The following is a 21,319-nucleotide window of genomic DNA, read 5'->3' as shown; positions in this document are numbered from 1 at the left end:
ATTGCCTGGAACAAGATCGCAGCCTCGTTGCACTCGTCAGCTCCTACGGAGTTCAGCGCAAGCAAGCTCACCGCTACGAAGGCTTACAGAGCCTTGCTGACCTTGACCTCGCTGATCACATCGCCAGTCTCGCCATGCAGCTCCTGCAACGCGGCCCGGGCTTCTTCCTCGGTGCCGGTTCTCAGTTGCGCGAATTCGAAGCGGCGTTCGCCGTTGAGCTTGTACTTGATGACGTATTTGGTCGTCTGGGCCACGGTTTTGCCTTTCTTGAAAGGGCGATGCTCAGCTCAGTTTCGAGCTGGAACGCCGGATGATTTTGATCTTGTGGGTCAGGGTCGGCTTGCGCGTGACGCTGATTGCACGGCGGTTGACGGTGTCGATGGTGATGTTCCAGAAACCGGTGCTCGGCGCCGTGATCCTGGCCGGGAAGGTGTCGAACGCACCACCGTGATACGTGTGCCGGCCGCCGTTCTTGAAGCTGCGGAAGTTGGCGTCGTTCATCAAACGGATGTTGCACATTTGGGAGCATTCGATGACGACAATGTCGTCTTCGTTCAGGTGCTCGCGCTGGTGAATGAATTTCATGGGCGCCTCCAGAAGGGCTTTTTCTACAAAATCAAAACGATAGCAAGGGGCAATGAGGCGCAGTTTATCAGCCCCGAGTGTTAATATCCGGCCCGCGCGCCAGGCTTTGTTCATTTATCGCAGGTAGCGGGAAAAAAAAGCGGTGCGGCACCGGAGCAAAACGGTGTTAGCACTGTCGGAGGATCTTTATTGGAGGAAACATATGAAGCGCAGCGTGTGGGTGTTGGCATTGGCCATGAGTGGATGTGCATCGGTATCGGACATCAACCAGACGCCCCCCACCATGAGCGTCATCTCCGGAAAGAAACCCCACGAGTATGCCAAGTGCGTAGCCGACAAGCTGGCCAGCAGCCGGGGCTCGCTGCAAATGGAGCCGCACAAGAATGGCGTGCGGCTGATCGTCCCGGGCAAACTGTCGACCCTGCCGGCGGCGGTGTTCGACATTGACGAACGTTCCAGTGGCAGCAGCATCAAGCTGCACGAAAGCATGTCCAACGTGCCCGTGCGTCCGGGCGATGTGCAGGACGCGGCCAACGCCTGCATTTCCGGCTGAACACCGTCAACGCCTGACGAGCGGACCGGCCATCGGATAAACTGCTGCCCCTCGACAAAAAATGCCGCCCCGGTCAACGTTGGCGGCATTGTCATTCATGGAGTCACTCGATGAAACGCGAGCAGGTGCGTGAGCGCCATGCAGAAGGGCTTATCTTTGCCACCCACGTGATTCAGAACCCGGCGAGCCCGGGCGAATGGATCGTGTTCTTCAAGAAAAGCGCCGGGCGCAGTTTTTTCCTGGTGGATGAGCAGGACGAAGTCGAGTCCTTCAGCCAACTCGATGACCTGATCGAGACCATACGCGGGCTGGGCATCAAGTTCGCCGAAATACACATCTGACTTATTTGCAGACCACCACGACACTGCGGCTGCTGAAGTTGCCGACGTCGACGCCCAGGGTCTTCTCGCTTTCCTTGGCCTGGGGCGTGCCGTCGGTGCCGACGATGCGGTAGCCGGTGCCGGCACAGGACGCATCGGCCTTTTCGTAGCAAGTCGCCCAGGAATTGGCCTCGCCCGAGCAGTCGATCGCCAAGCCTTGTTCGCCATTATCGAGATAGGTTTTTTCGGCCGAGGCACAGCCCGCCAGGGCCAGGACTGTAAACAGCGCCAGAAGTGTCTTCATGGGATCGTCATCGAGGAGGGAAGGGCAACGGCGAGGTTATAGCGAATGGCCATTGCGGTACAGCTAAACAAGCCTCGTTCAATCACCGGGTGGCATTGAACGAGGCTCGCCCGTTTATTTCTTGCGGCGGGGGCTACGTGCAGGGGCGCTTTCGCGTTCTTTCGCCGCCGGAGCCTCGCGCTCGTCCTGGAATACCGCAGCCACTTCCACTGCCATGGCCTTGGTAGGCAAGGGGCCGGCGACCTGCTCGCCGTGGTAGTTGATAATCCACCACTGGCCGTCCTTGCCCTGGCTGACCGAATAACCGTTTGCGTTTCTTGCCGACATCTAGCTGCCTCGTTGGCGTTATCAAGGCCGCCATGATACGTCAAATGCTCGCAAACAGCGCTCACTGGCGTACAGTGGACCGCTGCCGCCATCGAAACGAAAGGCGATTGAACTATCCGCCGTTTTTTATTTCTCTATGATGGCACCGGTTGGCCAGTGCGGGCATTGTAAGGTGCCCGTCGCCTGATTAGACTGCGCCGAAACTCGTACACACCGCCTTTTCAAGGACTTATATGATCAAGAAATGCTTGTTCCCAGCAGCCGGTTACGGTACTCGCTTCCTGCCAGCGACTAAAGCCATGCCCAAAGAAATGCTGCCGGTGGTGAACAAGCCACTGATCCAGTACGGCGTCGAAGAAGCCCTTGATGCAGGTCTGACTGAAATCTCCATCGTGACTGGCCGTGGCAAGCGCGCGCTGGAAGACCATTTCGACATCAGCTACGAGCTGGAAAACCAGATCAAAGGCACCGACAAGGAAAAGTACCTGGTCGGCATCCGCAAATTGCTGGATGAGTGCTCGTTCTCGTACACCCGCCAGACCGAAATGAAAGGCCTGGGCCACGCGATCCTGACCGGTCGCCCACTGATCGGTGACGAACCGTTCGCCGTGGTCCTGGCGGACGACCTGTGTGTCAACCTCGAAGGCGACGGCGTCCTGACCCAGATGGTCAAGCTGTACAAGCAGTTCCGCTGCTCCATCGTGGCAATCCAGGAAGTCGATCCGCAAGAAACCAACAAGTACGGCGTGATTGCCGGCGAAATGATCCGCGACGACATCTACCGCGTCCACAGCATGGTTGAAAAACCAAAGCCTGAAGACGCGCCGTCGAACCTGGCGATCATCGGTCGCTACATCCTGACCCCGGACATCTTCGACCTGATCGAACAGACCGAGCCAGGCAAGGGCGGCGAAATCCAGATCACCGACGCCCTGATGAAACAGGCCCAGAACGGCTGCGTCATGGCCTACAAGTTCAAGGGCAAGCGTTTCGACTGCGGTGGCGCCGAAGGCTACATCGACGCGACCAACTTCTGCTTCGAGAACTTCTACAAGACCGGCAAGGCTTATTGATAGCCTGCGCCACGCCTTGAAAAACGCCCCGATGGGGCGTTTTTTTATGCCGCCAAATCGCAGGCGCTGAAGATCCCGTGGCGAGGGAGCTTGCTCCCGCTGGGCTCTGTAGGAGCTGACGAGTGCAACGAGGCTGCGATCATTCCACTGCCCATTGAGTCCAGAGCGAAAGACCAGGATCAAAAGATCGCAGGCTTCGCCAGCTCCTACAGAGCCGAGCGGGAGCAAGCTCCCTCGCCACAAAGGCAAGCTGAGAAAAATGCCGTTTGGCTTTTCAGGTTCCGCCCCCATAACCATCCCAACGCTGCCCCAGGTAAAAACAGCAGGTATGCTGATGACCTGCCGAAGGAGAGAGAAAATGGCCTACGATTTTGACTTGTATGTGATTGGCGCCGGTTCCGGTGGTGTGCGGGCTGCGCGGTTCGCCGCCGGTTTCGGGGCCAAGGTGGCCGTGGCGGAAAGCCGCTACCTGGGCGGGACCTGCGTGAACGTGGGCTGTGTGCCGAAAAAACTGCTGGTCTACGGCGCGCATTACGCCGAGGACTTCGAGCAGGCGTCGTCCTATGGCTGGACGGCGGGCGAGGCGAGTTTCGATTGGGCCACGTTGATCGCCAACAAGGACAAGGAAATCAATCGCCTCAACGGCATCTACCGCAACCTGCTGGTCAACAGCGGTGTTGTGCTGCACGAAGGGCATGCCAGGCTGACCGGGCCCAACGAGGTCGAGATCAACGGCCAGCGCCACACCGCCAGGCACATCCTGATCGCAACCGGCGGCTGGCCGGTGATCCCGGACATTCCGGGGCGCGAGCACGCCATCAGTTCCAACGAGGCGTTCTTTCTCAAGGACCTGCCCAAGCGCGTCATCGTGGTGGGCGGTGGCTACATTGCGGTGGAGTGCGCCGGGATCTTCCACGGCATGGGCGCGCAAGCATCGTTGCTGTATCGCGGTGACCTGTTCCTGCGCGGCTTCGACGGTGCGGTGCGCAAGCACCTGGCAGAGGAACTGACCCGCCGTGGCCTGGACCTGCAATTCAATGCCGACATCGAACGCATCGACAAGCTGGACGACGCCAGCCTCAAGGTGACCCTCAAGGACGGTCGCACGCTGCTGACCGACTGCGTGTTCTACGCCACCGGCCGGCGGCCGATGCTCGACAACCTTGGCCTGGAAACCACCGGCGTCACGCTGGATAAGAAAGGCTTTGTCGAGGTCAACGAAAAATACGAGACCACTGAGCCGTCGATCCTGGCCATTGGCGACGTTATCGGCCGCGTCCAACTCACCCCCGTGGCCCTGGCCGAAGGCATGGCGGTGGCGCGGCGGCTATTCAAGCCCGAGCAGTATCGACTGGTGGATTACCGGATGATCCCGACTGCCGTGTTCAGCCTGCCAAACATCGGCACGGTGGGCCTGACCGAAGAGCAGGCCAGGGAGGAGGGGCATGAGGTGGAGATTTTCGAAAGCCGTTTCCGGCCCATGAAGTTGAGCTTGACCGACTGCCAGGAGCGCACCCTGATGAAACTGGTGGTGGATGCCCGGACCGACAAGGTATTGGGGTGCCACATGGTCGGGCCGGATGCCGGTGAGATCGTCCAAGGCTTGGCCATCGCCCTCAAGGCCGGCGCAACCAAGCGCGACTTCGACGAAACCATCGGCGTGCACCCGACCGCCGCCGAAGAATTTGTCACCATGCGTACGCCCGTAGCCTGAGGCAGCCTGTAGGAGCTGTGTAGGAGCTGTGTAGGAGCTGTCGAGTGCAACGAGGCTGCGATCTTCCCCCAGACACTTGAATCTCAAGCGAAAGATCAAAAGATCAAAAGATCAAAAGATCGCAGCCTTCGCCAGCTCCTACAGATTTCTTCTATCTATATAGAATCCTGATAGCCAAAACCAATCATTCACATCAGGTTTGCCAATGAGCCAGCCAGGGGATGAGTGGTTAAGATTCCCTCCATCAACTTTTCAACCCTGACGGAGAAACATCGATGCCTATCATCAACAGCCAAGTTAAACCGTTCAACGCTACCGCTTTCAAAAACGGCGCATTCGTCGAAGTGTCGGACGCCGACCTGAAAGGCAAGTGGTCGGTCGTGTTCTTCTACCCGGCTGACTTCACCTTCGTCTGCCCAACCGAACTGGAAGACCTGGCCGACAACTACGCCGAATTCCAGAAACTGGGCGTCGAGATCTACAGCGTCTCCACCGACACTCATTTTGCCCACGCTGCCTGGCACAACACTTCGCCAGCCATCGGCAAGATCCAGTACACCATGATCGGCGACCCGACTCACGTCATCTCCCGCAACTTCGACGTGCTGATCGAAGAAGTCGGCCTGGCTGACCGCGGTACTTTCGTGATCAACCCAGAAGGCCAGATCAAGATCGTTGAAATCAACGACGGCGGTGTAGGCCGTGACGCTTCCGAGCTGCTGCGCAAGATCAAGGCCGCCCAGTACGTTGCCGCTCACCCAGGCGAAGTCTGCCCAGCCAAGTGGAAAGAAGGCGAGGCCACCCTGGCTCCGTCCCTGGACCTGGTCGGCAAGATCTAAGTCTGTGAGTCATCCGAGGGCGATTCGCTCTTAACCAAGTAAGCCGCTTCGCCCCAAAAAACGCCCGGGCGAGATTCGCTCGGGCGTTGTTTTTTCTGAAATTCAAAAAATGGAAATCGCCCGTATGTTGGACGCCAATCTTAAAGCTCAGTTGAAGTCATACCTGGAACGGGTCACCCAGCCGATCGAGATCGTCGCTTCCCTCGACGACGGTGCGAAATCCCAGGAAATGCTCGCGTTACTCAAAGACGTAGCCAGTCTTTCCCACCAGATTACCTTGCTCGACAACGGTACCGATGCGCGCAAGCCTTCGTTTTCGTTGAACCGCCCGGGAGCCGATATCAGCCTGCGTTTTGCCGGTATCCCCATGGGTCACGAATTCACTTCGCTGGTGCTGGCCCTGCTGCAAGTCGGTGGCCACCCGTCGAAAGCCAGTGTCGAAGTGATCGAACAGATCCGCGCCCTTGAAGGCGAGTTCAACTTCGAGACGTATTTCTCGCTGTCGTGCCAGAACTGCCCGGACGTGGTCCAGGCGCTGAACCTGATGGCGGTGCTGAACCCGAACATCAAGCACGTCGCCATCGACGGCGCGCTGTTCCAGGCCGAAGTCGATGAGCGCCAGATCATGGCCGTGCCAAGCATTTACCTGAACGGCGTGAATTTCGGCCAGGGCCGCATGGGCCTGGAGGAGATTCTCGCCAAGATCGACACCAGCGGCATCGAACGCCAGGCCGAGAAAATCAGCGCCAAGGACGCCTTTGACGTGCTGGTGGTCGGCGGTGGCCCGGCCGGTGCTTCGGCGGCGATCTATGCGGCCCGTAAAGGCATCCGCACCGGTGTGGCGGCCGAACGTTTCGGCGGCCAGGTACTGGACACCATGGCCATCGAGAACTTCATCTCGGTCCAGGAGACCGAAGGGCCGAAACTGGCCGTCGCCCTGGAAGAACACGTCAAGCAGTACGACGTGGACATCATGAACCTGCAACGTGCCGACGGCCTGGTGCCAGGCAAGGATGGCGGCCTGCATGAAATCAAGTTCGCCAGCGGTGCGCGCCTCAAGGCCAAGACTGTGATCCTGGCGACCGGTGCCCGCTGGCGCGAAATGAACGTGCCGGGCGAGCAGCAATACCGCAACAAAGGCGTGGCGTACTGCCCGCACTGCGACGGCCCGCTGTTCAAAGGCAAGCGCGTGGCGGTGATCGGCGGTGGTAACTCCGGCGTCGAAGCGGCGATCGACCTGGCGGGTATCGTGTCGCACGTCACATTGCTGGAGTTCGATGTGCAATTGCGAGCCGACGCGGTGTTGCAACGCAAACTGCACAGCCTGCCGAACGTGACGGTGATCACCAACGCCCAGACCACCGAAGTGACGGGCGACGGCCAGAAGGTCAATGGCCTGCGCTACAAGGATCGTCCGAGCGGTGAAGTGCGCGACGTGGCGCTGGAAGGGATCTTCGTGCAGATCGGCCTGCTGCCTAACACCGACTGGCTCAAAGGCACCGTCGAGCTGTCGCCACGGGGCGAGATCATTGTCGATGCCCGGGGTGAAACCTCGATCCCTGGCGTGTTCGCCGCCGGTGACGTGACCACTGTGCCGTACAAGCAGATCGTGATTGCCGTGGGCGAGGGCGCCAAGGCTTCCCTGAGTGCCTTCGACCACCTGATCCGCACCTCCGCGCCGGCCTGAACAACCGACAGCGGAAAACACAAAACCCTATGAGCCAAAATGGCTCATGGGGTTTTATTTTGGATCACCCATCCCCCTGTGGGAGCGAGCTTGCTCGCGATAGCTGCAGCACATTCAACATTGATGTGCCAGACAGACCGCTATCGCGAGCAAGCTCGCTCCCACAGGGGGCGGATGTGGTTGTAGAACTTGTATTCTCTAGAAATCTACTATGGGTTTACAGCGGCGCAGGCTGGATGATCTCGACCCAGTAGCCATCCGGGTCCTTGATGAAGGCCAGGCTTTTCATGCGACCGTCGCTGAGGCGTTTCTGGAAATCGCAGCCCAGTGCTTCGAAGCGCTCGCAGGCTGCGACGAGGTCCGGTACCGAGATGCAGATGTGGCCGAAGCCGCGTGGGTCGGTGTTGCCGTTATGGTAGGCGAACGCCGGGTCGCTTTCGGTGCCGTGGTTGTGGGTCAGTTCCAGGATGCCAGGGATCGACTTCATCCATTCGGTACGCGCTGCCGCGTCCGCGGGGATCTGGTTCTTGTCCACCAGGGCCAGGAAATACAGGCTGAATTCGGCTTCTGGGAAGTCGCGTTTTTCCACCAGCGAGAAACCCAATACGCGGGTGTAGAAGTCCAGGGACTTGGTGATGTCCTTGACCCGCAGCATGGTGTGGTTGAAAACGAACTGGGCCGTGGCGGCGTCAGGTTGTGCGGTGACGCCAGGGAAAGTATCGAGTTCGTGCAGGCTCATGGGCCCTCCGGAAAATAAGTGGGGCAAACGGCGTCGCAGACTGGGTTGCGACGGTTCCTGGGCTTGCGTCAGACGGCTTCCTTGCAGGTGCGCCCATGATACGCAAGGGGCGTGGCGTCGCCAAACCGCATGTGGCTATTGCCTGGCTCTGCCTCGGGCTTCAGACTTTACGATTCGTCCTTGAGTGCCAATGCAATGATTCGACCGTTCCTTTTGCTGTTTGTCCTGCTGTTTGCCAGCATCGGCGGCGCCCAGGCGGCCGAGCCGCAGGTAGCTTGGCCCCAGGGCTGGGTTGTCGAACCGCTGCCGGCGGAGGCATCGACCTCGGCGCCCCCCGGAACCCAGCGACAACGTGCATCCAAGAGTGATTCGGCTGGCAATGCCGTGATGGTCATGGAATTGACCACGACCCCCGTCGAGCCCGATCACCAGGTCAACTTGCAAGGCGTATTGCTGGAGATGCGCAAATCAATCCAGAAGGATTTTTTCCAGGGCGGTTACCAAAGTGTGTGCACTAAGATCCATACCGCCATGTTGGGCGGCGTCACTGCACTGGAAACTACTTGCACGATCACGCAAAACGGACGACATGTATTGTCCCAGGCACTCGTTGCGGCACTAAATGAGGGCAAGGCTTATGTGCTGTCCTATGCAGGCCAGGCGCAGGTGTTTGTTGAAAGCCAGGACGAAATACAGTCGGTGCGAAACAGTTTGAAACTATGACCCCCTTCAGCGTTATACGCCAAAGGGTTTAATCCTAAAGTTTAGCCCATAAAAAAAAGCCCTGAATGTTCAGGGCTTTTTTGCATCATTGGGGCTGTCAGCCACGTGTTGTCAACCACGCAGCCAGGAATCGACAGTCGCCGCACCGTATTGTTCTTTCCAGGCTTTCAGGCCGCGGTGATTGCCGCCCTTGGTTTCGATCAACTCGCCCGTGTGCGGGTTCTGGTAAACCTTCACCACTCGCGCACGGCGGGTTTTGGTGGTCTTGGTCGATTGCAGGTTCGCCTTGGACGGGTTCGGGTCGAGGATCGCGACGATGTCGCGCAGGCCCTTGCCGTAGGTTTTCATCAGTCCCTGGAGCTTTTCCTCGAATTCGATTTCCTTCTTGAGCCCGGCATCGTTCTTCAGCGATTCCAGCTGCTTGAGCTGTTCTTGAAGGGCCTTTTCGGCTGCACGAAATTCAGCGAGTCTGGACAAAATGATTACTCCAATCAAAATATTTGGCTGATACCAACCGCAAACAAAGCTATAAGCCAAGCGCCTTGAAGCGACTCGGTGTTAATGACTCTCTCCTGTTATGTGGCACAGGTAGAAAAATTGTAGTAGTTAATCCCTAGAGTGTAAATCGTAACTTTTTCGTTATGTAACAACAGCAAACGTTTTATCAATTGGAACTCGATCGTCAATAGATCGGCGGCGGTTAACTGCCATTAGTGGCGGTCAATGCCTCAATGAATGCCTGCGCGCTAATCGGTCGACCAAAGAGATAGCCCTGTAGGAAGTTCACCCCCTGGGCGCTCAGGTAGTCGCTTTGTTCGAGGGTCTCGACGCCCTCGGCAACCATGTCCAAGCCCAACTTGCCCGACAGTTCGATGATGCTATCAAGGAGATGCCGCGACAGCGCGTCGGCACCGATCATCGCGACAAAACTCTGGTCGATCTTCAAGAAGTCCACGTTGAACTGGCGCAAGTACGCCAGGCTGGAGTGACCGGTGCCGAAATCGTCGAGGGCGATCTTGACCCCCAGTTCCCGCAGTTGGTCGAACAGTTGCCGGGTCACGGGCGTTGGTTCGATCAGCTCGCGTTCGGTCAACTCCAGCACCAGGGCAATCGCGCCCGGCGCGAAGGCGTTGAGAAACTCGCGACAATCGTCCACCAGCGCCAGGTCCTGGCAGTGGCGGGCGGTGATGTTGATGCCGACATGAAACGGCGCTTCGAGTTGCGGCGCAAGCGGCACCAGCAAGCGCCTGGTTTGTTGCATCAGCGCACGGGTCATCGGCACGATCACGCCACTGTGTTCGGCGAAGGGGATGAAGAGGTCCGGGCGGACCAGGCCTTCCTTGGGGTGGTTCCAGCGCATCAGCACCTCGACGCCGGCCCAGCGTTTGCTGTCGCTGTGCACGACCGGTTGCAGGTAGGGCACGAACTCGCTGGCTTCCAGCGCCCGTTGCAATTCCCGGCTGGGAGACGAGGCGCGTTTTTGCAACCAGTGTCCCAAGGTCCCGGCCACGACGCCGAAGAAAATCAGCAAGCTGAACAGCGGCGGATATTCCCTGGCCATGTAGCGCCAGGCTTCACCCTTATCGAATCCGGCTTCGACATTGAAGGCGTAGCGCGTTGAGCCCAGTTCGTTCTGGGCCACCGACAACCCGGGCAAGGGCGCTGGCCGGACCTTGCCGTCCGCCGCCAGCCAGTGCGGCCCGACTTGCAGCCGCAGTCGGGTCTGGCCGCCGATCAGGCGCAGGACGTTGGCCAGGTGATACCCATCCAGCGTGGCCAAGGCGCCTTGCCGACCTTCATTGAGCCGGTAGATCAGCAGGGCGGTATCCGGCGTAACCGGGTTGCCGTCCATGAGCCACAACGTGCCTTGATGATAATTGCTCGGGTCGAGGCGTTCCTCGACGGCACCGAACAGCGAGCTGCAATACAGGTTGTTGTCCCAGATCAGGTTGGTCGAGCGGACAAAGGGCCGGCGCGTCACTTGTTCGCGTAGGGCCAGCTTCACCGCTTCGCAGGGCTGGCCGGCCAGGGGCAATAATTCACGGGCCGCCAACGCGGTGTTGTCGAGCATCAACTCGATCTGCCTGACCAGTTCCTCAGCGGTCTGCCGGGTGTGTTGCGCCAGCGTCCGTTCGGCCTGCATGTACAAAATGGCCAGCCCTGACAGTATCGGCACCAGGCCGCAGAGCAGGGTGACCAGTAAGCGGAGGGGCCGGGTGTGCGAGCGGGTGGCGGTCAAGGGCATCGGCACAACCTGAGCAAAAGGGGCGGGGGAAGCTTTGGATGCCGACCATGATAGATGGCTTGCCGGTTAGTTGCCGATAGCCGTGTGACTGTGGGAGCGGGCTCATGACTGCCGGGCCAGTTCGATAAACGCCAGGGTCGCGGGCGAGGCCTGGCGGCTGTCCAATACGGCCAGGCCAATCTGGCGCGGCACCCGTGGCGACAAGGGCCGGGCGACGTAACCAGGGTTCTCGTCATCTGGCAACGATCCTTCGGACACCACGCTCACCGCTTCGCCGCGCCTGACGACATCCAGGGTGCTGAGCAATTGCGAGCAACGAAAGCGCACGTTCGGTGTCAGCCGGGCGGCATTGAACAGGCGCGTCACGAGCTCCGACGATCCCGCCTCGGTGTGCACGAAGGGGTCGTTGCACAGGTCCTTGAGGTTCAGGCTGGCCTGGGCGGCGAGGGGGTGTGCGGTGGGCAGCAGGGCGACCATCTGATCTTCCATCAGCATGAACGTATCGAAACGCTCCTCGGGCAGCACCACGAAACCGACGTCGATTCGGCGTTCGTCCAGCCACTGGATGACCTGCCTGTCAGGCCCTTCGTCGATGTGCACTTCGATCCCGGGATGCAAGGCTCGATAGCGCCGCAGGATCCCGGGCAGCAATTTCATCGAAGACGTGGGCCCGAACGAGCCGATGCGCAGGGTGCCTCGGCGCATGCCCCGGGCATCGGCGGCTTCCTGGCGCAAGGTGTTGGCCAGCCCGAGCATGGCCCGGGCCCTTAGCAGTAATTGCTGGCCAATGTCGCTGAGCTCCACCATCGACTGATGCCGCCTGAGCAATTCCACACCCAGCTCTTGCTCCAGGGATTTGATGGCATGGGATACCGCGGATTGGCCAATGCCCAAGCGGGTGGCCGCAGCGGTGAAACCACGCAGCTCGGCGACCAGGGAGAAGATTTCGAGTTGGGTGAGGGTCATGAGGGATTGCTCATTTTACGATGAACGAACATGAGGCGAACAATACGGCATCCCAACCGTACACGGAACTGTGGCCCAGGCGCTTTTCCGTGGCGAGGGAGCTTGCTCCCGCCGGACCGCGCAGCGGGCCCATTGCTGGTAAATGAGAGGGCCGCTTCGCAGCCCAGCGGGAGCAAGCTCCCTCGCCACCGGTCATTCGTCCTATTTCAATGTGGTGAAACCATGAAACCCCTTGAACAAGCCGTCCCAATCTCATCGGACCTGCCGGTCTACCTGAAGCTCGCCATGGTCACCATGATCTGGGGCGGGACCTTCGTGGCCGGTCGGATCCTGGCCGATGCCCTGGCGCCGATGTTTGCCGCCAGCCTGCGGTTCCTGCTGGCGAGTATCGCGCTGCTGGCGTTCCTCGGCCTGGCCGGCATCCCGCTGGCCAGGCCGAGTGTGAAGCAGGGGCTGCAATTGGCGGCGCTGGGGTTCTTCGGTATCTTTTTCTACAACCTGTGCTTTTTTTACGGTTTGCAGTACATCAATGCATCACGGGCCTCGCTGATCGTGGCCTTGAACCCGGCGGTGATCGGGCTGGCGTCCTGGTGGCTGTTCAAGGAGCGGCTGAGCCGACTGAAAGTGGCGGGCATCGTGCTGTGCATCGGCGGGGCGGGATTGGTGATCGTCAGCCGTGATCCGTCCTTGTTGCAAGACGCCGCGCAGGGCTGGATCGGCGACCTGCTGATTTTGGGTTGCGTGCTCGGCTGGGGCATTTATTCGCTGTTTTCGAAAAAACTCAACGACAGCCTCGGCCCCTTGCAGACCGTGACCTGGTCGATTCTGCTGGGCACGCTGATGCTGTGGCTGACCTGCGCGGCCGCAGGCGAAATTCGTGTCGAAGCCTTGCGCGCACTGGACATGGAACAATGGCTGAGCTTGTTGTACCTCGGCGTGCTGGGCTCGGCCCTGGCCTATATCGCCTGGTATGACGGCATTCGTCGGATCGGCGCGACCCGGTCCGGCGTATTCATCGCGCTCAACCCCCTGACGGCGGTGCTGTTGGGCGCGCTGCTGCTGGACGAACGCCTCACAGCCTTGATGTGTGTCGGCGGCGGCGTGATCCTGCTGGGCATTTTTCTCTGCAACAAACCCCTTGCGCGGTCGGCGCAAAAGGCGATTTGATACAGAAGGCGGACAAATCAAGTTACGCTGTGTAGAATCGATTTACGCATATAAGAATAACGTCTTCTGGCAGCAGAAGACTCGCCCGCAAGAGCCTTGGGTCGACAATGAAGATACTTGGGTTTCAACTGATCTACGGCGATTTCCTCGCCCGCAGCGTTCGTGGCATTTCCTGCGCGCCGCCCCGTGCCCCCAGCATTGCCTGCAACTAACGTTTTTTGTTAATTGACTAGAATGATGAGGCGCCGACATGGCAGATCTATACGAAAACCCCATGGGCCTGATGGGCTTCGAATTCATTGAATTCGCATCCCCGACCCCCAACACCCTGGAGCCGATCTTCGAGATCATGGGCTTCACCAAGGTGGCTACCCACCGCTCCAAGGACGTGCACCTGTATCGCCAGGGCGCGATCAACCTGATCCTCAACAACGAACCCCACAGCGTCGCATCGTATTTTGCCGCCGAGCACGGTCCGTCGGTGTGCGGCATGGCGTTCCGGGTCAAGGATTCGCAACTGGCCTACAAGCGCGCCCTGGAACTCGGCGCCCAACCGATCCACATCGAGACCGGCCCGATGGAGCTGAACCTGCCGGCGATCAAGGGAATCGGCGGTGCGCCGCTGTACCTGATCGACCGTTTTGGCGAAGGCAGCTCGATCTATGACATCGACTTCGTGTTCCTCGAGGGCGTGGACCGCAACCCGGTGGGCGCGGGCCTGAAGATCATCGACCACCTGACCCACAACGTGTATCGCGGACGCATGGCCTACTGGGCTGGTTTCTACGAGAAACTGTTCAACTTCCGCGAGATCCGCTACTTCGACATCAAGGGCGAATACACCGGCCTGACCTCCAAGGCCATGACCGCGCCGGATGGCATGATCCGCATCCCGTTGAACGAAGAGTCGTCCAAGGGCGCCGGGCAGATCGAAGAATTCCTGATGCAGTTCAACGGCGAAGGCATCCAGCACGTGGCCTTCCTCACCGATGACCTGATCAAGACCTGGGATGCGTTGAAGAAGATCGGCATGCGCTTCATGACTGCGCCGCCGGATACCTACTATGAAATGCTCGAAGGCCGCCTGCCGAACCACGGCGAACCGGTCGATGAGCTGCAATCGCGGGGCATTCTGCTGGACGGCTCGTCCAACCCGGATGACAAGCGCCTGCTGCTGCAGATCTTCTCGGAAACCCTGATGGGGCCAGTGTTCTTCGAATTCATCCAGCGCAAGGGCGATGATGGCTTTGGCGAAGGCAACTTCAAGGCATTGTTCGAATCCATCGAGCGTGACCAGGTGCGTCGTGGTGTACTCGCGACCGAGTAAGGCCTGACCCATGAAAAAGCCCGCCCGGCAGTGATGCCGGGCGGGCTTTTTTTGCGTGCGAACAAAGTACAACTGTGGGAGCGAGCCTGCTCGCGATGACAATATGGCAGTCACATCAATTTTGAATGTGCCACCGCCATCGCGAGCAAGCTCGCTCCCACAGGGGGGCCGGTGGTGTGCTTAAGTCCGGCGTCGCTGCCGCACCAGATGCTTGAAGCCTTCGAACACCAGCACCGCCACCGCCATCCAGATGGGAATGTAGGTCAGCCATTCACTGGCCTTGATGCTTTCGCCCAACAGCAGCGCAACGCCCAGCAGCAACACCGGTTCGACGTAGCTCAACAACCCGAACAGGCTGAACGGCAGCAGTCGGCTGGCGACGATGTAGGACACCAGTGCACTGACGCTGATCAACCCGAGCAACGGGATCAGCAGCGATAGCCATGGGTATTGATCGAACACGTTGAAACCCTGTTCGCCGCTTTGCACGAACCACAGCGCCAGGGGCAGCATCAGGGTCATGTCCAGCCAGAGCCCGCCGAGGTTGTCGGTCTTGATGCGTTTGCGCAGGATGAAATAGATCGGGTAGCCGATCACCACCAGCAAGGTTGCCCAGGAAAAACCACCCACCTGGTACAACTCGTTGAACACGCCGAGGGTGGCGAAGAACACGGCGACTTTCTGCAGGTAGGAAAGGCGCTCGCCATAGACCATGCGCCCGGTGAGGACCATCGACAGCGGCAACAGGAAGTACCCCAGCGACACGTCCAGGCTGTAGCCGTTGAGTGGCGCCCACATGAACAGCCACAGTTGCGCGCCCATCAGGGCCGAAGAGGCGATCGCCGCGATCAATAGCCGTGGCGTGGCGATCAGGCGCTGGATCAGCGCTGTGACCAGGTTCCAGTCCCGTGTCACCAGCAGGAAGACGGTCATGCACGGCATCGTCAGCAACATGCGCCAACCGAAGATCTCCACGCCGGTCAGCGGTGAGAGCAACGAGGTGTAGTAGTACATGACGGCGAACAGCGCAGAGGCCGAGACCGATAGAGCGATGCCTTTGGACACTGAGGCCTCTTATTGATTGGGGCTGCAACGCAGGCGTGGGAAGTATTACCTGTGGCGAGGGAGTTTGATCCCGCTCGGCTGCGCAGCGGCCGCTTTTTCCGGGGGCCGCTGCGCGACCCAGTGGGAGCAAGCTCCCTCGCCACGATGTTTATGGGTGTTAAGACGTGCGCGCCACTCGGCCAGGCACGAAATGACTCACATCGTTGAACCCCGGTGTCGACGCATGCCCCGGCGTCACCAGCGAATCGATGAAGGCTTCATCCTCCGCGCTGATCTTCACCGCCTGCGCCTTGATGTACGAATTCCACTGTTCCTCGGTGCGCGGTCCGACGATGGCCGAGGTCACGGCGCTGTTGTTCAGCACCCAGGCGATGGCGAACTCGACGATGCCCACGCCGCGGCCCTGGGTGTATTGCAGGATCTGCTGGGCAATGCGCAGGGACTCGACCCGCCATTCGGTTTCCAGGATGCGTTTGTCCTGGCGACCGGCACGGCTATTGACGTCCGGTGCCACGTCCGGCGCGTACTTGCCGCTGAGCACGCCACGGGCCAGGGGGCTGAACGGCACCACGCCGAGGCCGTAATTCTGCGCCGCGGTGATCTGCTCGGTTTCCGCCTGGCGGTTGACGATGTTGTACAGCGGTTGGCTGATCACCGGCCGGTCGATGCCCAGGCTGTCAGCGATCCGGATCACTTCGGCGATGCGCCAGCCACGGTAGTTCGACAGGCCCCAGTAGCGGATCTTGCCCTGGCGAATCAAGTCGCCGATGGCCGACACGGTAACGTGCAGCGGGGTGTTGTGGTCTTCGCGGTGCAGGTAATAGATGTCCAGGTAATCGGTGCCCAGGCGCGTCAGGCTGGCTTCGATGCCATTGAACAGGTGCTTGCGGCTCAGCCCGCTGCGGTTGGGCATACCGTCCGGCGGGCCGAAACCGACCTTGGTCGCCAACACCCATTCCTGGCGGTGACGGGCGATTGCCTCGCCAACGATCTCTTCGGAACGACCGTTGGTGTACACGTCCGCGGTGTCGATGAAATTGATGCCCTGGTCCCAGGCCTTGTCGATGATCCGCAGCGAATCCTCGGTGCTGGTCTGTTCGCCGAACATCATCGTGCCCAGGGTCAACGTCGAGACTTGCAACCCGGAATGGCCTAGCGTGCGGTAGCTCATGACAAGATCCTTTTATCCATGGGGAAAGGCTCAATCAAATACCAGAACCGCCGCGTGGATCCAACCGTTTTCTCAACCCCACCAAAATCCATTGTGGGAGCGAGCCTGCTCGCGATAGCGTCAGGTCAGCCAACATTTATATCGACTGATACACCGCCATCGCGAGCAGGCTCGCTCCCACAAAGGGGCACAGGGGTGTCAGGCCCGCAGGGTGCGGGTCATGCGCAACGCCAGCAGGCTGCCGCAGACAATCACGCCCGCCAGCACGTACAACGCCGCGTCGGTCGAGCCGGTGGCGTCCTTGACCCAGCCCACCAGGTACGGGCTGAGGAAACCGGCCATTTGGCCCATGGAGTTGATCAACGCCAACCCGCCAGCCGCCGCGCCGGCGCTGAGCAGGGCAGTGGGCACTGGCCAGAACATCGGCAGGCCGGTGAGGGCGCCCATGGTGGCGATGGACAGGCCGATGATGGCGATGGCCGGGGTGGTAGCGAAGTTGACCGCGATCAGCAGTCCGACGGCGCCCATCAGCATCGGCACCACCAAATGCCAGCGACGTTCCTTGTGCAGGTCCGCCGAACGGCCCACCAGCAACATGAACACCGCGGCCAGCAGGTAAGGGATTGCACTCAGCCAGCCGATCACCAGGTTATCGCTGAAGCCCAGGCTCTTGATGATCGACGGCAGCCAGAAGTTGATCGCGTAGACGCCGCTCTGGATGCAGAAGTACACCAGGCCGAAGGCCCAGATCGCCGGGTTCTTGAACACCGCCAGCAGCGAGTCGGTGGCGGTCTTTGGCTTGTTGGCCAAGTCGTCGGCGTGGTCGGCGCTGAGCACGGCGCGTTCCTGGTCGGTCAGCCATTTGGCGTTGGCGAAGGTGTCGCTGAGCAGGAAGAAGGCCAGCGCCCCAAGGATCACCGTCGGGACGCCTTGCAGCAGGAACATCCACTGCCAACCCGCCAGGCCGCCCTGGCCCGCGGCGAAGTGGTTGAGGATCCATCCGGAAAACGGGCTGCCCAGCAGGCCGGACACCGGAATGGCCGACATGAACAAGGCCATGATCCGGCCGCGGCGGAACGTCGGGAACCATTGCGAAAGGTACAGCACCACGCCCGGAAAGAACCCGGCTTCGGCGGCGCCGGTGAACAGGCGCAAGGTATAGAACTCGGTGGGGGTGGTGACGAACAGCAGGCAGGTCGAGAGGGTGCCCCAGGTGATCATCATCAGCGCGATCCAGCGACGCGGGCCGAATTTGGTCAGGGCCAGGTTACTCGGCACGCCACACAACACGTAGCCGATGAAGAAGATCCCGGCGCCGAGGCCGTACACGGTTTCGCTGAATTTCAGGGCGTCGAGCATCTGCAACTTGGCGAAGCCCACGTTGACCCGGTCGAGGTAGTTGAACAGGTAGCAAATGAAAATGAATGGGATCAAGCGCAGGGTGATGCGCTTGTAGACGCTATTTTTTTCGTCGGGGGTAGCCAGGAGGGCTGTTGCGCTCTGGGACATGGCGGGTCTCTCTTTATTATGATTTTTTGCGAGCCAAGGGGTAACGTTGACCGCCCCTTGAGTCTCGGCCAGCCCAAGGGCCCATGTCTTTGTGCCGGAGCACAGGGTTTGAATACAGACCCTGTGCGCCTGACCAAACCCATGCCTAAAACAACAATCCACGCCGCCTGCAAGGAACCCCGCCCATGTTCGAACTCGATCACGACCTGGCGCAGGACATCGTCGACCGGGCGATGGCGATCCTGCCGTACAACGTCAATGTCATGGACAACCAGGGCCTGATCCTCGGCAGCGGCGAACGCGAGCGCATCAATACCCGTCACGAAGGCGCGCAACTGGTCCTGGCCAACGGGCGAGTGGTGGAAATCGACGAACACACCGCCGTGCACCTCAAGGGCGTGCAGCCGGGCATCAACCTGCCGCTGATGCTCGACCAGCGGCTGATCGGCGTCCTGGGCATCACCGGCGAGCCGGCGCAATTGCGCACCTACGCTGAACTGGTACGCATGACCGCTGAAATGCTGCTCGGTCAGCGCAACCAGCAGGCCGAGCAGCAATGGCGTCGCCAGCGCTGCGATGATTTGCTGGCGTTGCTGCTGGGGGACGCCGGGGATTCGCCGCGATTGCTGGACGAAGCTCGGCAAATGGGCCTCAAGCCGCAGTTGTCGCGGGTGCCGTATCTGTTCGAACTGGGCCTGGAACATGGTCCCGGGCAGACGGTGGAGACCTTGAGCAGCTGGCTGATGTCGCGCTACCCGGACAGTTGGTGCCTGACTTCGTCCAAATCCTCCTTGCTCTGGTGCCGGCCGGTCACCGCCTCGGTGGAGAACGAGCGGCTGCTGGCCAAGCTCGATGGGCTGGGCTGGAACATCCTGCGGATCGCGGTGGGCGGCCAGGCCGAAGGGTTGGCGGGCCTGCGGCGTTGCTATCGGCGGGTGGCGGACCTGCTGGCCTACGGACGTGATGTGTTGCCGCAATCGCGCTTGCTGGCGCTGGCCCGTTATCGCCTGCCGGTGCTGCTCTGGCGCCATCGCAGCGACGATGCCCTGGACGAATTGCTGACCCCGTTGCGCAAAGTCATCGCCAAGGACAGCAACGGCCAACTGCTTGCCACCTTGCGCAGTTGGTGTGAACACGACGGCCAGAGCCAGGCCTGCGCCGACGCCCTGGGCATCCATCGCAACAGCCTGCGCTACCGCATGGAACGCATCGCCGAACTCAGTGGCGTGGACCCGTTGCGGCTGGATGGGATGCTGGCGTTGTACCTGGGGGTGCAGCTGTTGCCGCAGACCGAGAGCCCTCCGGTGTAGAACCTGTGGTAGCGAGCTTGCTCGCGATAGCGGTGTATCAGCTTGCAAAGGTATTGGATGTGCCGTCGTCATCGCGAGCAAGCTCGCTCCCACAGGGGGCTGGCGGTGTACCTGATTATTTTGACCACCACGAATCCCTGTGGGAGCGAGCCTGCTCGCGATGAGGCCATCACTGTCGACCACAATCCCCTTGCCCGACCGATCTTTGTGAATTTGAACAATAATGCCCGGTGTCTTTTGTGCGGCGGACCGGGGTCACGGCTACGGTCAGCTGGCAGCATGCTGTGCATCGGAACCGGAGAATAATATGAAAATAATCATCGCCCCCGACTCGTTCAAGGACAGCCTCAGCGCCCAGGGCGTCGCCGATGCCATCGCCCTGGGGCTGGCCGAGGTCTGGCCGGATGCGCAGTTGATCAAATGCCCGATGGCCGACGGCGGGGAGGGAACGGTGGCGTCGGTGCTGGCAGCCTGCAACGGCCAGTGGCGTCATGCCCGGGTCCGCGGCCCCCTGGGTGTTGCCGTCGAGGCGCGCTGGGGCTGGTTGGTCGAAAGCCGCACCGCGATCATCGAGATGGCCGAGGCCAGTGGCTTGCAACTGGTGCCGCCAGGGCAACGCGATGCCTGTTCCAGCAGCACCTACGGCACCGGCGAGTTGATTCGCGCCGCCCTCGATGCAGGCGCCGAGCGGGTGATCCTGGCAATTGGCGGCAGCGCCACCAACGACGGCGGTGCCGGTGCGATGCAGGCCTTGGGCGTGGCCTTGCTGGATGACCAGGGCCAATCCCTGCCACCCGGCGGCCTGGCTTTGGCGAACCTGGCGCGCATCGACCTGAGCGACCTCGACCCACGCCTGGCCCAGGTCAATTTCGAGATCGCCGCCGACGTCGACAACCCCCTGTGCGGGCCCCACGGCGCTTCGGCGGTCTTTGGTCCGCAGAAGGGCGCCACCGCCCAGCAAGTGCAGGCACTGGACCGGGCCCTGGGGCATTTCGCCGAACAGTGCGCCCGGGTGTTGACCCAGGATGTGCGCGACGAGCCGGGCAGCGGCGCCGCCGGTGGCTTGGGGTTTGCGGCCAAGGCGTTCCTGGGGGCGCAGTTTCGTACCGGCGTGGACGTTGTCGCCCAATTGACCGGGCTGGCCGAGGCGGTCAGCGGCGCCGACCTTGTGATCACCGGCGAAGGCCGTTTCGACGCCCAGACCCTGCGCGGCAAGACCCCCTTCGGCGTGGCCCGCATCGCCCGCCAGCACGGTGTACCGGTGGTGGTCATTGCCGGCACGCTGGGGGAGGGCTATCAGGCGCTGTACGAACACGGCATCGATGCCGCCTTCGCCCTGGCCAACGGGCCGATGACCCTGCAAGAAGCCTGCACCGACGCCCCGCGCCTGCTGAGGGAGCGCGCCCGGGACATCGCTCGGCTTTGGCGGGTGGCGGCGCGGTAAAGGCAACGAGCACAATCCTGCTTGGATCTTGGATCTTGGATCTTGGATCTTTGGACCAGGAGCATGGTGAACCTGTGGCGAGGGAGCTTGCTCCCGCTGGGTCGCGAAGCGGCCCCAAAACCATCCACCACTATTCGTCTGGTTGACCACCGCCAATGTGGGGCTGCTGCGCAGCCCAGCGGGAGCAAGCTCCCTCGCCACAAAAGCCTTCAGAAATATTTTTTTACATTCGCCTGCGCCAACCCTAAAGC

General features: G+C 60.7%; 22 protein-coding genes. 11 read left to right on the top strand and 11 right to left on the bottom strand.

What is annotated here, in order from left to right; genetic code table 11:
* Window positions 1-83 precede the first annotated feature (83 nt).
* Window positions 84-254: a hypothetical protein gene (locus AD659_RS29990; protein WP_167352830.1), complete on the bottom strand. Its 171-nt coding sequence runs from the start codon at window positions 252-254 to the stop codon at window positions 84-86.
* A gap of 28 nt (window positions 255-282) precedes the next feature.
* On the bottom strand, window positions 283-585 hold the full coding sequence (locus AD659_RS15935; RefSeq protein ID WP_003182962.1) for a DUF1883 domain-containing protein: 303 nt from the start codon (window positions 583-585) through the stop codon (window positions 283-285).
* Window positions 586-787: 202 nt separating this feature from the next.
* On the opposite strand from AD659_RS15935, the gene AD659_RS15930 reads away from it, so the two are divergent.
* Together AD659_RS15930 and AD659_RS15925 are read left to right on the top strand one after the other, a co-directional pair.
* A complete protein-coding gene (locus AD659_RS15930) occupies window positions 788-1,138 on the top strand; it encodes a hypothetical protein (RefSeq protein ID WP_053122953.1) in 351 nt (116 codons plus the stop codon).
* Window positions 1,139-1,248: 110 nt separating this feature from the next.
* On the top strand, window positions 1,249-1,479 hold the full coding sequence (locus tag AD659_RS15925; RefSeq protein ID WP_053122951.1) for a hypothetical protein: 231 nt from the start codon (window positions 1,249-1,251) through the stop codon (window positions 1,477-1,479).
* Window position 1,480: 1 nt separating this feature from the next.
* Here the strand turns inward: AD659_RS15925 and AD659_RS15920 are convergent, their stop codons facing one another.
* A complete protein-coding gene (locus AD659_RS15920) occupies window positions 1,481-1,762 on the bottom strand; it encodes a hypothetical protein (protein WP_053122949.1) in 282 nt (93 codons plus the stop codon).
* Between the two features lie 114 nt (window positions 1,763-1,876).
* Window positions 1,877-2,089, bottom strand: coding sequence for a hypothetical protein (locus AD659_RS15915; protein WP_053122947.1), 213 nt, complete (start codon window positions 2,087-2,089; stop codon window positions 1,877-1,879).
* A 233-nt stretch (window positions 2,090-2,322) separates the two neighbouring features.
* Here AD659_RS15915 and galU point away from each other — a divergent pair, with 233 nt between their 5' ends.
* From galU to ahpF, 4 genes are all read left to right on the top strand, one after another.
* On the top strand, window positions 2,323-3,162 hold the full coding sequence (galU, locus tag AD659_RS15910) for a UTP--glucose-1-phosphate uridylyltransferase GalU (protein WP_003182953.1): 840 nt from the start codon (window positions 2,323-2,325) through the stop codon (window positions 3,160-3,162).
* A gap of 358 nt (window positions 3,163-3,520) precedes the next feature.
* Window positions 3,521-4,876 carry a glutathione-disulfide reductase gene (gene gorA, locus AD659_RS15905; protein ID WP_053122945.1) on the top strand — a complete coding sequence of 452 codons (1,356 nt, stop codon included), beginning with the start codon at window positions 3,521-3,523 and terminating at the stop codon, window positions 4,874-4,876.
* A gap of 275 nt (window positions 4,877-5,151) precedes the next feature.
* On the top strand, window positions 5,152-5,715 hold the full coding sequence (gene ahpC, locus AD659_RS15900) for an alkyl hydroperoxide reductase subunit C (protein WP_053122943.1): 564 nt from the start codon (window positions 5,152-5,154) through the stop codon (window positions 5,713-5,715).
* A 124-nt stretch (window positions 5,716-5,839) separates the two neighbouring features.
* The gene (gene ahpF, locus AD659_RS15895) at window positions 5,840-7,402 is read left to right on the top strand and encodes an alkyl hydroperoxide reductase subunit F (protein ID WP_053122942.1); all 1,563 of its coding nucleotides are present in this window, start codon (window positions 5,840-5,842) and stop codon (window positions 7,400-7,402) included.
* A 217-nt stretch (window positions 7,403-7,619) separates the two neighbouring features.
* On the opposite strand, the gene gloA is transcribed toward ahpF, so the two are convergent.
* Window positions 7,620-8,141: a lactoylglutathione lyase gene (gloA, locus tag AD659_RS15890; protein ID WP_053122939.1), complete on the bottom strand. Its 522-nt coding sequence runs from the start codon at window positions 8,139-8,141 to the stop codon at window positions 7,620-7,622.
* A gap of 195 nt (window positions 8,142-8,336) precedes the next feature.
* Here gloA and AD659_RS15885 point away from each other — a divergent pair, with 195 nt between their 5' ends.
* The gene (locus AD659_RS15885) at window positions 8,337-8,864 is read left to right on the top strand and encodes a DUF4946 domain-containing protein (RefSeq protein ID WP_053122937.1); all 528 of its coding nucleotides are present in this window, start codon (window positions 8,337-8,339) and stop codon (window positions 8,862-8,864) included.
* 111 nt (window positions 8,865-8,975) lie between these two features.
* Here the strand turns inward: AD659_RS15885 and AD659_RS15880 are convergent, their stop codons facing one another.
* The 3 genes from AD659_RS15880 to AD659_RS15870 all read right to left on the bottom strand — a co-directional run bounded on the left by AD659_RS15880 (window position 8,976) and on the right by AD659_RS15870 (window position 12,075).
* Window positions 8,976-9,341 carry a histone-like nucleoid-structuring protein, MvaT/MvaU family gene (locus AD659_RS15880; RefSeq protein ID WP_053122935.1) on the bottom strand — a complete coding sequence of 122 codons (366 nt, stop codon included), beginning with the start codon at window positions 9,339-9,341 and terminating at the stop codon, window positions 8,976-8,978.
* A 223-nt stretch (window positions 9,342-9,564) separates the two neighbouring features.
* The gene (locus AD659_RS15875) at window positions 9,565-11,109 is read right to left on the bottom strand and encodes an EAL domain-containing protein (protein ID WP_053122932.1); all 1,545 of its coding nucleotides are present in this window, start codon (window positions 11,107-11,109) and stop codon (window positions 9,565-9,567) included.
* A gap of 102 nt (window positions 11,110-11,211) precedes the next feature.
* Window positions 11,212-12,075, bottom strand: a complete 864-nt coding sequence (locus AD659_RS15870; RefSeq protein WP_053122930.1) for a LysR family transcriptional regulator — start codon at window positions 12,073-12,075, stop codon at window positions 11,212-11,214.
* Between the two features lie 222 nt (window positions 12,076-12,297).
* On the opposite strand from AD659_RS15870, the gene AD659_RS15865 reads away from it, so the two are divergent.
* Together AD659_RS15865 and hppD are read left to right on the top strand one after the other, a co-directional pair.
* Window positions 12,298-13,242, top strand: coding sequence for a DMT family transporter (locus tag AD659_RS15865; RefSeq protein ID WP_053122927.1), 945 nt, complete (start codon window positions 12,298-12,300; stop codon window positions 13,240-13,242).
* Between the two features lie 250 nt (window positions 13,243-13,492).
* Complete coding sequence (gene hppD, locus AD659_RS15860; RefSeq protein WP_053122925.1) at window positions 13,493-14,569, top strand: 4-hydroxyphenylpyruvate dioxygenase; 1,077 nt, start codon at window positions 13,493-13,495, stop codon at window positions 14,567-14,569.
* A gap of 180 nt (window positions 14,570-14,749) precedes the next feature.
* Here the strand turns inward: hppD and rarD are convergent, their stop codons facing one another.
* The 3 genes from rarD to AD659_RS15845 form a co-directional block, all read right to left on the bottom strand.
* Window positions 14,750-15,634, bottom strand: a complete 885-nt coding sequence (rarD, locus tag AD659_RS15855; RefSeq protein ID WP_053122923.1) for an EamA family transporter RarD — start codon at window positions 15,632-15,634, stop codon at window positions 14,750-14,752.
* Window positions 15,635-15,791: 157 nt separating this feature from the next.
* Complete coding sequence (locus tag AD659_RS15850; protein WP_053122922.1) at window positions 15,792-16,805, bottom strand: aldo/keto reductase; 1,014 nt, start codon at window positions 16,803-16,805, stop codon at window positions 15,792-15,794.
* A gap of 198 nt (window positions 16,806-17,003) precedes the next feature.
* A complete protein-coding gene (locus tag AD659_RS15845; protein WP_053122920.1) occupies window positions 17,004-18,314 on the bottom strand; it encodes an MFS transporter in 1,311 nt (436 codons plus the stop codon).
* A 185-nt stretch (window positions 18,315-18,499) separates the two neighbouring features.
* Between AD659_RS15845 and AD659_RS15840 the strand changes: the two genes are divergently transcribed.
* Together AD659_RS15840 and AD659_RS15835 are read left to right on the top strand one after the other, a co-directional pair.
* The gene (locus AD659_RS15840; RefSeq protein WP_053122918.1) at window positions 18,500-19,624 is read left to right on the top strand and encodes a sugar diacid recognition domain-containing protein; all 1,125 of its coding nucleotides are present in this window, start codon (window positions 18,500-18,502) and stop codon (window positions 19,622-19,624) included.
* Window positions 19,625-19,931: 307 nt separating this feature from the next.
* The gene (locus tag AD659_RS15835; RefSeq protein WP_053122916.1) at window positions 19,932-21,068 is read left to right on the top strand and encodes a glycerate kinase; all 1,137 of its coding nucleotides are present in this window, start codon (window positions 19,932-19,934) and stop codon (window positions 21,066-21,068) included.
* Window positions 21,069-21,319 lie beyond the last annotated feature (251 nt).

It is taken from the genome of Pseudomonas thivervalensis (assembly GCF_001269655.1).
Lineage (GTDB): Bacteria > Pseudomonadota > Gammaproteobacteria > Pseudomonadales > Pseudomonadaceae > Aquipseudomonas > Aquipseudomonas thivervalensis.
Note: the sequence above shows the minus strand (reverse complement) of the source record. Positions and strands in the feature narration are given on the sequence as shown.